The organism is Chryseobacterium aquifrigidense, assembly GCF_006716485.1.
Classification (GTDB): domain Bacteria; phylum Bacteroidota; class Bacteroidia; order Flavobacteriales; family Weeksellaceae; genus Chryseobacterium; species Chryseobacterium vietnamense.
Genome location: NZ_VFPD01000001.1, coordinates 2,355,778 through 2,370,239 on the forward strand (window position 1 = coordinate 2,355,778; position 14,462 = coordinate 2,370,239).

Below are 14,462 nucleotides of genomic sequence, written 5' to 3' on the forward strand. Positions count from 1 at the left end.
CGGTTACATTAATCGTTACAGCTTCTTTGTACACATTTCCATTCAGTACCGTTATAAAGCTTCACGCATTTATCCTGAATATCATAGAGAAGCATTCCTTCTTTCGGTTCTGCGATGGCATCTCCGGGCTGTGGAGTCTGGCTTACATGCTGAACTCTGGTAATAACAAAACCTTTATTTTTTGATTCCATAGCCAAAAATCCATTAGGGATATTTTCAGGCCATGCATCGCTTTTCTGCTGTATGGTGATCCCAAATTTGGTATATCCGTCAGGGGTCCCTGAAATTCCGGGTTTTGTACAAAATCCATCGATCTCATCAATAATCAGGGGTGCATTTCCACAACTTGTTTTATCTTCAGACAATCCTTCTGGCCAAAGAGAGGGACACATTGCTTTTGTTGCATTGGGTCCGCAGAAGCTTGAATTCCCCATTCCCAATCCTATAACAGATCCCATGGCAATGGTTACAATCTGGCTGTCATCACTGATGATGGAAGCTCCCCCTCCACCGCTTACGTCTGCTTTAGCAATACAATAGGCTCTTCCGGTAGGAACACCTACATATTCAACAGAAGGATAGGTTGTAGACTGCTGGGTAAATGTTCCGCAAATCTCTACCACACTGCCTGTTCCCATTTCAATAACTGAGGTTGTTCCGGGATAAAAACCACCAAAACTCGGGTCTTCCTGAACTACCGATCCTACAAGAGATAGGAAGGATTTTGTTCCTAATTTAATTTTTGAATTTTTCTGAGATCCGAAAGTTCCTACTTTCACTGTTCCTGTTGACTTAACACTTGCCCCATCACTAATTTCCAGCACGCCATCCACCTGGATACTGTTAGACTGCAATTGTCCGGATTGTATGATAAGGGCTGCTCCGTTCGGGATGCTGATATTGGTACTTACACTAAGATTTCCGTTGAGACAATAGGTATTTCCGCTTGTGATCGCCTGTCCGGTATAAGGAATACATTGCGCATAGGTCATTGTACTGAAGACAAGCATTAATAAAAAAGATAATTTTTTATTAATCTTTAAAAAAAATAGGTTATTCATATACATTTATAATACTTTAACAAATTATTACCGTTTTAATAATAAATATTTAAATTTTCAACATCAACGACCCCACTAACAACAATTAACATACCAAACAATTGTTTAATTTTTTACTCCATACATGACATTTAACCATCATCCATCACTGTCGAGTTTATTAAAAAACACTGATCAATGTTACACCACAGCAAACTACACCTTTCCCATTCTGTTTATATTCAACAGAATTATTTTTTAAAATTTTATATTTCAAATGGTGTTTTCGCTCTATGTTTAATAGAAATAATTCTGCACTTATTGATATAGCAGGTACATCTTTTATACAACAAGCCTCTCAAAACATAGCCTGTATTTAAATCTTCGCTGTTTTTAACTGAATACAACAATAGATAATCTGAATAACAGACGTCCATGAAAATTCACATTAAAAACCGTAAATTTGCAGCATGAATAACGATACGATATGTGCACTGGCTACTGCCAATGGAATAGGTGCTTTAGGCATCATCCGTGTTTCAGGAAATGAAGCTTTATCTGTAGTTCAGAAAAGTTTTCCGGCTAAAAATCTGGAAAAACAGAAATCCCATACCATTCATTACGGTTATTTTATGGATGAGGAGGAAGCTATTGATGAGGTGATGCTTTCTATTTTTCTGGCACCAAAAAGTTTCACTACTGAGAATTCTGTGGAGATTGCTTTTCACGGTTCTCCGCATATCGGAAAACGTATTCTTGAAACCCTGATCAAAAACGGAGCGAGAATGGCTAAAGCAGGAGAATTTACTCTTCGTGCTTTTATCAACGGTAGAATTGATCTTTCTCAGGCGGAAGCGATTGCTGATGTGATCGCCTCTGAAAATGAAGCTTCGAGAAAAGTTGCGATCAACCAGCTGAAAGGAGGAATCACCAATGAAATCTCTGTATTAAGAACGGATCTTTTAAATTTCGTTTCCTTAATTGAACTGGAGCTTGATTTTGCGGAAGAAGATGTGGAATTTGCTGACAGAAGTGCTCTGAGTGGATTATTGGATAAAATTGAAGTCAAATTAAATTCGTTGATTGAAAGTTTCCAATACGGAAATGCCATTAAAAACGGGACCGCGGTTGCCATCATTGGAAAACCTAATGCCGGAAAATCTACGTTATTGAACTCCCTTTTGAAGGAAGAAAGAGCGATTGTGAGTAATATTGCAGGAACAACAAGAGATACCATTGAAGAAGTTCTTCATATTAAAGGTCATGCCTTCCGGTTAATTGATACTGCCGGACTTCGGGAAACGGTGGATGAAATTGAAGCAATCGGGGTAAAAAAAGCCAAAGAAAAAGTAGAAAACGCCAATATTCTGGTGTATCTGGCAGATGCTGCTACCCAGGATTTTTCTGAGGATATTGACATGATTCAATCCTTATTAAGAGAAGATCTGAAGCTGATTATCTGTGCAACAAAAATTGATGAAGTTATTCCAACAAAATACGAAACGGTAGAAGATATTTTCAGAAACGCTATTTCTCATGATTTTGATTTTATCAAAATCTCAGCAGTTGAAAATCAAAATATCCAGGATCTGAAAAATGAGCTTTCCTCATATGTAGAGCATTTGAAAACTGAAGAAAACAATGTTGTCATCACCAATCAACGACACTTTGAAGCCTTAAGAAAATCCATGGATGCCGTTGATAAAGTGAAAGAGGCTATTTCTATTCAGATCTCTACGGAATTACTGGCTTATGAGCTTAGAAATGCCCTGGAACATCTTGGAGAAATCTCCGGAGAGGTAACCAATGATGAGGTGCTTGGGAATATCTTTTCTAAGTTTTGTATTGGGAAGTAGATCCAATCATATTTTAAGAATTTTGAATTCAAAATATAAAACAGCCTTTTTTAAGGCTGTTTTTTTTGTTTATTGAAGTCTCTTGTTTGGAATATCCGAACTTTGAAGCTTTATTACTGACTCAAAGTCAGGAGACTTTGCGGAGCGGGGAACTATAGAATCTATTGATTTTATGACAATTGTGGAAAAGTATTCTTTTGAAAAGAGGACTTTTTTAGTTAATTTTAGTAAAATTCAAAATATGACTATCAAACACTATTATGATGATTTAAAATCTGCTGACGATTTAATGAGTAATAACTTGCATCATAAGCTATCATCTGTATTAAGATATATAATTCCTTTGGTTAAAGATTCGGAACAAAAGAAGGAGTTAAAAGATTTCTATAAAAGATGTGAAGAGCTTCCTTTTGCGAATAAAGGTAGCGAAGAATATATAGAAGTTAGAAGAATTACTTATGAAGTATTAGAATTCATTGAAGAAAATTTATTAATTAATTAGTTTCATTGAAATTGCATATGAAGAAGCTACTATATCAAAGATTGAATGAGACATAATTAAACTATAATATTATCCAGTATTTATAATTTGTTGACAGGTAGTAATATTATCACTTTTTCACCAGATAAATTTATAAAACTAGTAATAAAACAGTTTATAATTTTAAATTTGCAATTATCAATAATTAATATATGTTAAATTCAGAGATAAAAAGTAAGATTCAACTACTATGGGATAGATTGTGGGGAGGAGGTTTAACTAATCCTATAACTGCGATTGAACAAATCTCATATTTACTTTTTATGAAGCGCTTAGAAAAGTTTCATCCCGAAGTTGAGGAAAAATACAAATGGAGTACTTACCATGATTTTAAGGGAATAGAATTAAAAAATAGGATAGTTGAAGTTTTTACTTTTGTTCAAAATGACCTAGCAAAAGAAGATGAGCCTTTTGCTATTGAAATGAAAAAAGCTAAATTTGGTATAGAGACGCCTTCTCTCATCGAAGATGCAACCATAATTATTGATGAAATTTTCGACCAAATTGAAATAGAGGAAAATAAGAATCAACATTTTCAAGATACTTTAGGTGATGTTTATGAATATTTATTAAAATCAACTAATGAAGCAGGTAAAAATGGGCAATTTAGAACTCCACGACACATCATACAAATGATGGCTGAATTATTACAGCCAAATATTGACGATAAAAATGCAAGGATTTGTGATGTTACAAGCGGGACGTCTGGATTTCTTGTTGGAGCATTTCAATATATTCTAAAAGAGAATTCTAAATTAGTGGAATTAGATGAAGATAACAAATTGGAAAAAGGACTGGACGGGGCTAATCTCACTTCCAAAAAGAAAAGTCAATTATTGCAAAAAACTTTTTTTGGATTTGATATAGATTCTACTATGGTTAGAATTGGTATGATGAACATGATGATGCATGGAATTACAAAGCCACAAATAAAGCATTTAAATACATTATCTGAAGAGTATGAGAAATTTATTGAAATCTACGATAATGAAATTAATATTGATAATTTGATTGATGGAAAGCTTAAGGGTAGTGTAAACCACGTTGAAACGAATAATCTGAATATATCAAAATCAGATATTTTTGGCAAAGGCGAATTTTCATACATACTTGCTAATCCTCCTTTTGCAGCAAAAGTAAATAGCAAAAGCATTAGCAAAAATCTCAATCGTATCTATGAAATAAAGGAAGATTCTAAAAAAGCAATATCATTACAAACTGAACTTCTCTTCTTAGAAAGAATAATATTTATGCTAAAGAATGAAGGAAAGGCAGCTGTAATAGTTCCAGAGGGTGTTTTGTTCAACTCGGGAAAAGTTTATAGAAAAGCGAGAGAAATACTTTTAAAAGATTGTGATTTAGAAGCTGTTATTTCTTTACCAAGTGGTGTATTTAATCCTTATACGGCTGTTAAAACTTCAATTTTATTATTTACTAAAAAACAATTTGATAGTAAAAAATATCATACTAAAAAAGTGTGGTTTTATGGTATGGATTCTGATGGTTATACATTAGATACCAATAGAAAAAAAATTGTGGAAGATTTTCCATTACCTGAGGTTTTAAAAGGATTTGAAAATCAAAAGGACAAAATACAAAAAGATAGAAGACAAAAACATTTTCATGTTCCAATTAAAGATATTGAAGAAAATGGGTTGGAGCTTAACTATAATAAGTATTTTGAGATTAGCTATAAAGCACAAGGATATGAACCCCCTGCTAAATTACTTTCTCAATTAATAAAACTCGAAGAAGAAATTTTTGAAAATTATAGTGAATTATCAAAAATAATTGAATGAAAGAAGAGTACTTATATAAATTATGTAATATAATTGGAGGTAAGCCAAATCCACAATTTGACAGTGCTTTTTCAGAAAGCGAAAGCATCTCATTTGTAAAAATGAAAGATTTGGGTAAATACCATTTAACCACCAATTTATTAGAAACAGAAAAGAAAATTAAAATAGAATATGCTGAAAAAAATGGATATAAATTAATTAAAAAAGGATCTGTAATATTGCCACGAAGTGGTTCAGTATCACAAAATCATAGGGCGATTCTAGGTATTGATGCTTATATTGTTAGCCATATATTTGCTTTAGAAATAATTGATGAGAATGTAATTAACAATTATTATTTATATTATTATTTATTAAATATAGATTTAGGATTAATAGCTAACAAAACAACAGGAATAGATTCTGTTACTAAAGAAAGACTTGGATTATTAAGAATTCCTATACCGCCAATTGAAATACAAGATAAAATTATTTCAATATTAAAAGTTATACAAAAGGCTGAAGAGAAAAGAAAAAAAAGTATTAATTTATTAAATGAATTTTTACGTTCAATTTTCTTTGAGCTGTTTGGTGATCCGATAGCAAATACAAAACAGTGGAAAATAAAAAAGAAATTATCTGAAATTGGTGAATGGAAAACTGGAGGTACGCCAACGACAAGTAATTTAGAGTATTATAATGGAAATATACCTTGGTTTACATCTGGAGAGCTAGGGAAAGTATTTATTGATAAAAGCAACAAATCTATTTCGTTAGAAGCTATTAAAAATTCAAATGCTAAAATTATTCCTCAACATAGTATAATGATTGGAATGTATGATACTGCTGCTTTTAAAATGAGTATGAATTTAGTAGAATGCTGTTGTAATCAAGCTATTCTATATTCAAAATTAAATGAAGATGTATATACCTTATATGTTTATTATTCTTTAAATTATTCTAAAGAATTTCATTTAAATAAAAGAAAAGGAGCAAGACAAAAAAACCTAAATGCAACTTTAATTAAGGAAATCGAAATATATTTTCCTAATGATAAAAATAAAATTGAACACTACAATCTTTTACATGCTTTAATAGAAAAACAAAAACAAAAAATAAATGATTCCAGAAATGTACTAGACAATCTATTTAAATCATATCTTGAATTATTATTTGTTGGTAAAACAGATAATGTAGAAGCTTCTCTAGAGGCTTTAAATAATGAAAATGAACTATTGGAATTAATAAATTTGTTTAAAAACAATAAATTTGTTAATCAAACTGACTATAATATAAAAAAAGATTATCTATTTGAACTTCTTGAAAAATCAGAAAATGAACTGAACGGTATTACACAGATTTTTAATAATGATATAGTCGAATTACATATAAAATGAAGCTTGTAAAACTTACCCTATTAGATAAATTTAGAAGTCTGAACAAAATTGATGGAGAAGACTTTGTAGTGAATTTTAGAGAAGATGAGCCTAACGAGTCTTGGAAAGAGTTTCACCCATATTGTTTTGCAGGTTTAAATGGTAGTGGGAAATCGAACGTTTTGGAAGCATTAGCTAACATTTTTTATCATTTAGAATGTTGCACGCTTAATTCTGAGTACTCTGAATATTTGAAAAGTAGCGAGTTCCAAAAATCAAAAGGAATTCCTACATCTTATGAATTAGAATATTATATTATTCCTAAAGATTCTGATAAGAGATCTGAAAACGATTTTGTAAATGTTATAATTAGGAAAGAAAAAAATGAAGCTCCCAAAATAAAGATAAAGGCACAAGATCAAAAAGAGGAAGGGGTTAGTTTTCAGGTATTAAGCGAATCTATAAGAACATTTTTACCAGAACTAGTTATAGGATATTCATCAGGTGAAAATGAAATTTTGAGTTTACCTTTTATAAAATCTCGCTTACTACAACTTGATGAATATTACTATCATTTAAAAAATATTGGAAAAATTGAGCTCAAATATGATTTAGATAAAAAACCTGAAAGTAGCTTAGTATATATGGATTATCATATGAGTCAGGCAATATTGCTTTCCAATTTTTTATTACAAGACAACACAACCTTAGAACCAATAAAGAATCAATTAGATATTGATAGGTTAGATAGCTTTAGACTAGTCATTAATAACCATAAGTTATATCATAAGGATGATGATTTAGATATGGGATACCTACTCCCATTAGTTAAAGATACTGTTGATAAATTGAGAAAATGTAGTACAATTAATTATTTTGAAAAAAAAGATAATGGAGATGAGTATTTAGAATATTTAGATTTTTATGTAGATAATGCAACTAAAGAGGCATTTCGGAAGCATTTCGTAACACCTCTCAGATTATTTAAAGCATTTCAAGTTCTCTCATTATTGAACTTACGAGTTATTGATAAAGATTTAAAGAAGGAAATCTATAAATCAGACAGTTTATACGCAATGTATAAAATTCCTACGTATAAAGAGCAAGAACATATTTTTCATTTTAATTTATTTAAAATAAAAAAGAATGATTCTAGTGATAAAATGTTGTTAAAAGCATTCTCAGATGGGGAACATCAATTTTTACACACAATGGGTATTTGTCTGATGCTTCAGGATAAAAACACTTTGTTTCTTCTTGATGAGCCTGAAACACATTTTAATCCGGAATGGCGTTCTGAATTTATTAGTTTATTGAAAGAAAGTTTAGGAATGAGCGGAGTAAATCATTTAATGAGAGATATTATTATTACTTCTCATTCTCCATTTATAATATCAGATTGTTATCCTGATAAAGTGATCATTTTTGATAAAGGAAAACAACCTCAAAATGCTATTGATTTAAACGTGGAAACTTTTGGTACGTCGGTAAATTTATTAACTAACAAAATTTTCAAAAGAAAAAATACTATTGGTAATTATTCTTTAAGCAAAATAGCAGAGTTTAGAAAAAGAAGTCTAAATGGAGAAGAAACAAACAAACTGATTGAAGAAATTAATAATGAATTGGGTGATTCAATAGAAAAATTAATCTTGATTAAAGAAATCTCACAAATAGAAAATATTAAGTGATTTACCCTTACACAAATATAAAGCATAAAATTACTAAAGGGCAATCTTTTGTAAACTACATTGTCTTAGAAGTTCTTTGTAAATCAAAGAAGACTGGAATGCCAGAAGAATTTGACGAGCATTTAGTTATTACAAAATATAAGGCATTAATTAATGTAAATGAAAAATATATAAAATCTCCTTTAAATAGTGCTTATAAAATATGCCAGAAAAAGCTTAATCTATCAGATTTAAAACTATTAAAAAAAGCTCTACACAGTAATTTAGATGTTAAAGGTATTTGTGAAGGGAATATTAAACCTCTACTATATTCTGATATAAAAAATGTTGATAAAGATTTAGCAAATTATCTTTACATATTCTGTACATATCTTTACACTGAAGTATTAAAATTAAAACCATTTATTGATTTATTTGGAACTATTCAAAGTCATTATACTGAATTTTCTACAGCAAATGTTTTAAAATCAAGAAGATGTCCGTTTTGTGGTTCGGCAAGAATGTTAAATGAATATAATACAAAAAAGGAAGCGTATGATCATTTTTTGCCAAAAGAACAATATCCTTTTATTAGTATTCACTTTATGAATTTATTTCCAATGTGTCATACTTGTAATTCTTCATACAAGTCAAGAAAAAATCCTGTGGATATTCTTAAATTGGGAGTGCAAAAAAAAGTCTTTTATCCTTTTTTAAATTATGGTAAAATAAGCTTTGAGGTAAGCATATCAAATTTAAATCTAGAAATAATTACTCCTAGTGAAGTCACATTGAATAACACACTGATAGGAAATGAAGATGAAATAGAATCTTGGGAAAGTATCTTTGGAATACAAGAGAGACATAAAAGTATATATGTTGGTGATGGTTTTAATTGGTTTGAAGAAGTCAGAATTGCAACTGATGAATTTGGTGACACATATGATAGCTATAAAACAAAACTAGATAATAATTATTATTCAAACGAAAATTTCATGAAGCTGTCATTATTGGAAGCTTGTGAAAAAATTGGATTAATATAGTGTTTACTAATCATGCTACTACTTTTCTGTAAAGCTGCATAAACAGGAAGTAGTCTACTTTCTGTATTGGGAAGTAACTTCAGTTTCCATCATTATCTTTCAAGAATTTCAAATTCAAAATATAAAACAGCCTTTTTTAAGGTTGTTTTCTGTGTATTGAAGTGTCCTGTGCAAAGTTTCCAAAATTTGGAACATACATTCTATAATTTTAAACCAATTATTCCAAAGGAGAATCAAATAAAAGATTTTTCATAACACCAATTGTAAGCATGACTAAAAAGAAGAGTAAAAAATAGGCGAAGAAATTGACAAGTCGTTTTTTATTATCATGATTTTGCAACGTATTAGTACTATAACTATTTACAAAACTTCTTAGCCCTAAAGTAAATACAACAATAATTGATGTAAAGGTAATATAAAGGATCATAGATTGCCTTAGTTCAAAAAAGACCAGGATTACTAAAATATCTATTAATGCAATAAGCCAACTTAATTTAAATATTTTAAAGGACGATATATTTTTTTCCAACATTAAAAATATTGAATTTGAAAATATAATGGTAAGAAGTATTATCTGTAAAATTGTATTCATAAAATTGAGTATTAAAAATTAATATGAGCAAGGATTAGGGAAAGTAATATCTGCATCCAGCCCCAGCCCATCTGCTGCTTTCCTGAAACATCCGATCTCCAAAATCAGGAGGCTTTGCATAGCAGACTTCAAAAATAGCGAAAAAGGGTAATTTCCCGATAATAGTCTACACGGTAACTTTATCAAAAAATAGGTACCATGGACGCAATTATTAAAAAACTATCAATTTTAAGTGTACTGATTTCACTTTTGAGTTTCTGTTCCTTCCTGTTTGCGCAGGTTTATCCTATTGGGCAGATGTTTTTGACTACTTATGGTCAGTCTTTTACGATGTACAACACAGGGGTGATTGTTCAGGATGGAAATCCGGGAAATGCCGGCCAGGCCGTATATGATCAGACCGGAATTAATTATTTACGCTTACCGTCTGCCGTTCCTTACCAAAAGGCTTTTTTTCTGGATTTTAATAAAAATATTATAGAGCTGGATTACCGATATGGATATCGCGTCGTTGGTTATTCCAATATTCCTGTTCCTCCGCCGCCAGTTATGAATCTGCCAAAACCTACGTATGATAATCAGATAGGAATTGAAACCGCTGACGGATTGAGACCTTTACCCACCCAGATTATTGATGAGCAAAAACCTTATGGAGATGTCATGATGACCAGTGAACAAAATGCCGTAGACTGTTATAAGAATTCTCTGAATTTTGACGGATCATTAAATCAGATGAAATTCGGGGACTGCATGGTAACGAATATGGCGGGTAAAAAAGAGCTTGAAATTTATAAATGTGCTAAAAACTCAGCAACCATGGAGGAGCAAAGTCTTTGTATGCTGAGTATATTAGGCGGTTCTAAAGAAAAGCAAATTACCCAGGATATGTTGAAATGCTATAAAGAATATGGCGGCAATTACGAAATGTATCCCCTTTGTTTCGCTGATAAAGTAAACGATCCTGAACTCAAGCAATTAGTTTCCTGCTTTAAAGATCAGGCCAGCAGCGGTGAAATATCTTTCATGGGAACTGCCGTGTGTTATGGCGCAAGCAAACTTAATCTGAATACGGAAGCCCAGATTGCTGTTGAGTGCGCTGTAAGCACGGGAGGTCAGCCTTATGCATTTGCAGGATGTGCGGGAGGCCAGCTCACCTATCGTGAATTAAGCAAATGTTTAACAAACGGTGTAGGTGGTGACAATGGATGTTTTGGAAAAAACAATACGATCGTTAAAGGATTAAATCAGATTGGAGAGGCTTTAAAAAATCAGTTTGGCCCTACTAACGATATTGTCAAAACATGGAATACGACCGTTCATGATTTACAATATGGCCCCGGCAAAAATCACGAAGCAGTAAAAGTGGTCAGAAACATTAGTAATGAGCTGGGAAAAGCAGGAACTAATGTCGCCAAAGAAATTAAAAAAGTCGTTCCCAAAATAAAAATAAAATGGTAACTGAGAAGGTAAAATAAAAACAGATGCACTTGTGTAAGTGCATCTGTAGAATATTCCTTACTGCACCTATTTCTTCAGCATTTGAAAATTATATTTTATAGGATTGAAAGGATTGACAGCCGTTCCATCAACAGTTATTTTACTTGCAAGCAGTTCAAAATTCATATTTTGCGTGTTCTGCTTGGTAAACAGTCCTTTTTTGGAAGCTGTAAACGTTATGACCACTTTCTTGCTTACTCCATCCACAGGAACCTGAACCGTTAATTCTTTGGGAAGAAGATTAAGTTCTATTTCCTTTTTATACTGATATAAAACTGCCGTATAATCCAGGTCATATTTTATTTTCCCGATGGCTGTTAAGGCCTGATTGGCTTTCGCAGGATCAGAAATTACAGAGTAAACAATCTCTTTCATTGGAAATTCCGAATAGGAAATCAGGTTTTTCTTGGCCGAAAAAGCAACCGCCGTTTCTCCGTTCACAGTTCCCTGGGATACCCCTGCTTTTCCTGTGTATTCACCGTTGAGATCATCGAAACTGATGGTCACAGGATTAGGTTTTGGAGCATCATCATCATTACTGCAGCTTGCCAGAGCAAAAGGAATAGCCAGTAAGATCACAAGCATTGATATCAATTTTACATGATTGAATTTTTTCATTTTGATTTTGAATTTATTATTTTGATTGAAAAATATTTTACTGAGTACTCATCTATATAAATACAGAAATTCCATATCCTTGCTTGGGATTTTAAAAAATAAATTCAATCAATTGATTTACTGCCTGTTATTTTTTAATATTTAAAACAATTAAAAGCATTACTTCATAATTATTCATAAAAAAAATCCAACATCTTTCTGATATTGGATTTTTGTATCGTTCAAAATATAACAGATCAGTTAACAGATCAGCAGCAGTCTATACTCGCCATCATTTTCCACAGGCGCTCTGTGAACACAAGGTAAAACCTCCTGATCAGGATGATCTACTGCAATACGCCAAAGATGGCCAACTCCTAAATTGACAGGCTCTGCATCGGGCTTTGGCTGATAATGAAGATCAAAGAAATACTCTTTCAGGAAGTCTTCAAATTCTTCTTCAGGACCGTCGTGTAATTTTCTGAGCTGTTCCCGGATTTCAGGAATTAAAATTTTCTGTTCCACCTGATCATTGGGTATAATATCACTTGCTGTCCCGTGATAAGTACATAAAAAAGTATCTGTCCCGACAGGTGAACGGTCAACATGATAGGAGTACACATCTGTTGAAATAAAACCGAGCTCTTCGTCACGCTCATAACATTTAAGCAGGTTAAGAACCGGAGATGCCCCGAAATCTGTCAGTAATTGCAGGTCATTTAAAATAATTTCTCTCGCCATACTCCCCTCTTCTGACAATTCCAATGCTAAAAGATCTTCACTGGAAACTTCTGTAATATTATCTTTCAGCAAAAGCTTTGTGACAATTTCTTTAAAGTCTCCCACTACATTCCTGTGCCAGCAAATGGCATTCATAACTCCTTGAAAACGGGTATTTACAAGTTCAGAAAAAGAAGAAACCATACCTACCTGATGATGGTCAGAAAACATATTGCTCATATATTGGAATAAACAGTTTGGCTGTTTAATTCTGTACAAAAATACGGAATAGGTCTTTCAAAACCTTCACTATAAGAATTCTTATAAGTTCTGCTACTGAAATTTAATTTCCTGTTGATCTTTTCTCTTGACATTGTATTTATTCTTAACTTAGAACAAGGTAATTATCAACGAATTAATTAAATTAACCGTTATGCAGATTTCACCATCCGCCAGCCTTGCACCTTATATAAAAAGTTACACCGTTGTTACCATTGATAAGGATCTCAGAGATGAGGTATTTTATCCGAGTGGATATATAGATCTCATTATCAATATTTCCGGTGGTTTTGCTGCTACTATTATCAATGGCGAACAAAAAAACACTCCGGATATAGAATTATTGGGACATCTCACACTTCCCACCCGGCTTAGTGCAGCGAAAGGAACTTCGGTACTTATAGCAAGGATATTTCCGCATGCCGCCACTTTATTTTTTTCCGACCCTCTTTCAGAATTCACGAACTATGCCACTGATATGTATGATGTAACGGGGAATGAAAACAGAAATTTGTATGACCGCATCATGGATACCGGGGATCTTTGTTCAAAAATAACCGTTTTAGAAGAGCATTTTCTTCAAAAGCTGAAGAAAAATGAATCTCATCTTAAAAAAGCGACCATCCTCCACGCTCTTAATCAACAGCTTTTCATGAATCAGAATGTATTGAATTTGTCTGTTATAGCTCAAAGCTCAGGGCTATCGGAAAGATATATTCAAAAACTTTACCTTACGCATATGGGAATAAGCCCTTCTTCTTTTGCTTCAGTAACAAGATTTAACAAAAGTCTGCCAATGGTTCTCAACACCCCGGAATCACTCACAACAATAGCTTACCACTGCGGATACTATGATCAGGCTCATTTTATCAAAGAGTTTAAAAAATTTACCGGCATTACTCCTTCAGCATCCAGACACTCGCTGATCAAAAACGATGCTGATCTCCAACAGGCTGTCAATATTGGCTTTTAGTTTGATTTTGCAGGATGATTGCTACTGAACATGTCCCGGTGCATCTTCCAGCCATCTTTTGTATTCTTCCAGATGACGATCACTTTTCCGTCATCCAGTTTTTCTCCCTTTAAATCTGTCATCTCATAATAACTTTCTTCTGTTACTGAGGTTCTGCCATCTCCATACAGATTTTGAATCATAAACTTAACACGTACTTCCGGGCCGTTTTTAAAGAAATCAAGTATTTGCTCTTTTCCGCATAATGGGACAGCATTGGGTGGAAAAAGACATGCATCATCGGTATATCTGCTAAGAATAGAACCGTCATTTTTATTGGCAAGCTCCGCATAGATTGCATTACTGGCTTCTATAATCTCCCTTACCGGCTTAAGATCTTTATTTTGGGCATCAGACCATGAAGTTAGGAGTAATAATAAGCTTAAAATAAGTATTTTTTTCATTGTAAAATTTTTATACAAAGCAAAACATTCCTCAAACCCAAAAATTGTAAAATTGCG

At 32.5% G+C, this 14,462-nt stretch carries 12 protein-coding genes; 8 read left to right on the top strand and 4 right to left on the bottom strand.

Annotated elements, in window-relative coordinates:
* Nucleotides 1–8: 8 nt before the first annotated feature.
* Nucleotides 9–1,061: a hypothetical protein gene (locus FB551_RS10530; protein WP_047433796.1), complete on the bottom strand. Its 1,053-nt coding sequence runs from the start codon at nucleotides 1,059–1,061 to the stop codon at nucleotides 9–11.
* Between the two features lie 449 nt (nucleotides 1,062–1,510).
* Between FB551_RS10530 and mnmE the strand changes: the two genes are divergently transcribed.
* The 7 genes from mnmE to FB551_RS10565 all read left to right on the top strand — a co-directional run bounded on the left by mnmE (nucleotide 1,511) and on the right by FB551_RS10565 (nucleotide 11,354).
* Nucleotides 1,511–2,896, top strand: coding sequence for a tRNA uridine-5-carboxymethylaminomethyl(34) synthesis GTPase MnmE (gene mnmE, locus FB551_RS10535; protein WP_142017316.1), 1,386 nt, complete (start codon nucleotides 1,511–1,513; stop codon nucleotides 2,894–2,896).
* 241 nt (nucleotides 2,897–3,137) lie between these two features.
* Nucleotides 3,138–3,398 carry a hypothetical protein gene (locus tag FB551_RS10540; protein WP_142017318.1) on the top strand — a complete coding sequence of 87 codons (261 nt, stop codon included), beginning with the start codon at nucleotides 3,138–3,140 and terminating at the stop codon, nucleotides 3,396–3,398.
* Between the two features lie 191 nt (nucleotides 3,399–3,589).
* Nucleotides 3,590–5,236: a class I SAM-dependent DNA methyltransferase gene (locus FB551_RS10545; RefSeq protein WP_142017320.1), complete on the top strand. Its 1,647-nt coding sequence runs from the start codon at nucleotides 3,590–3,592 to the stop codon at nucleotides 5,234–5,236.
* Nucleotides 5,233–6,612 carry a restriction endonuclease subunit S gene (locus tag FB551_RS10550; RefSeq protein WP_142017325.1) on the top strand — a complete coding sequence of 460 codons (1,380 nt, stop codon included), beginning with the start codon at nucleotides 5,233–5,235 and terminating at the stop codon, nucleotides 6,610–6,612. Before FB551_RS10545 ends, FB551_RS10550 begins: the two co-directional genes overlap by 4 nt.
* Complete coding sequence (locus tag FB551_RS10555) at nucleotides 6,609–8,282, top strand: restriction system-associated AAA family ATPase (RefSeq protein ID WP_142017327.1); 1,674 nt, start codon at nucleotides 6,609–6,611, stop codon at nucleotides 8,280–8,282. Before FB551_RS10550 ends, FB551_RS10555 begins: the two co-directional genes overlap by 4 nt.
* Nucleotides 8,283–8,380: 98 nt before the next feature.
* Entirely contained in the window at nucleotides 8,381–9,304 is a 924-nt protein-coding gene (locus FB551_RS10560) for a hypothetical protein (protein WP_142017329.1), read from the top strand.
* A gap of 790 nt (nucleotides 9,305–10,094) precedes the next feature.
* Nucleotides 10,095–11,354 carry a hypothetical protein gene (locus FB551_RS10565; RefSeq protein ID WP_142017331.1) on the top strand — a complete coding sequence of 420 codons (1,260 nt, stop codon included), beginning with the start codon at nucleotides 10,095–10,097 and terminating at the stop codon, nucleotides 11,352–11,354.
* A 66-nt stretch (nucleotides 11,355–11,420) separates the two neighbouring features.
* Here the strand turns inward: FB551_RS10565 and FB551_RS10570 are convergent, their stop codons facing one another.
* Both FB551_RS10570 and FB551_RS10575 read right to left on the bottom strand, forming a co-directional pair.
* Nucleotides 11,421–12,011, bottom strand: coding sequence for a DUF4840 domain-containing protein (locus tag FB551_RS10570; protein WP_142017333.1), 591 nt, complete (start codon nucleotides 12,009–12,011; stop codon nucleotides 11,421–11,423).
* A 240-nt stretch (nucleotides 12,012–12,251) separates the two neighbouring features.
* Nucleotides 12,252–12,950 (bottom strand): DUF1826 domain-containing protein, encoded by a 699-nt coding sequence (locus FB551_RS10575; RefSeq protein ID WP_142017335.1) that lies wholly within the window; start codon nucleotides 12,948–12,950, stop codon nucleotides 12,252–12,254.
* A 193-nt stretch (nucleotides 12,951–13,143) separates the two neighbouring features.
* On the opposite strand from FB551_RS10575, the gene FB551_RS10580 reads away from it, so the two are divergent.
* Nucleotides 13,144–13,962 (top strand): helix-turn-helix transcriptional regulator, encoded by an 819-nt coding sequence (locus FB551_RS10580; RefSeq protein ID WP_142017338.1) that lies wholly within the window; start codon nucleotides 13,144–13,146, stop codon nucleotides 13,960–13,962.
* On the opposite strand, the gene FB551_RS10585 is transcribed toward FB551_RS10580, so the two are convergent.
* Nucleotides 13,959–14,405: a YybH family protein gene (locus FB551_RS10585; protein WP_226798671.1), complete on the bottom strand. Its 447-nt coding sequence runs from the start codon at nucleotides 14,403–14,405 to the stop codon at nucleotides 13,959–13,961. The genes FB551_RS10580 and FB551_RS10585 overlap by 4 nt on opposite strands.
* Nucleotides 14,406–14,462: the final 57 nt, after the last annotated feature.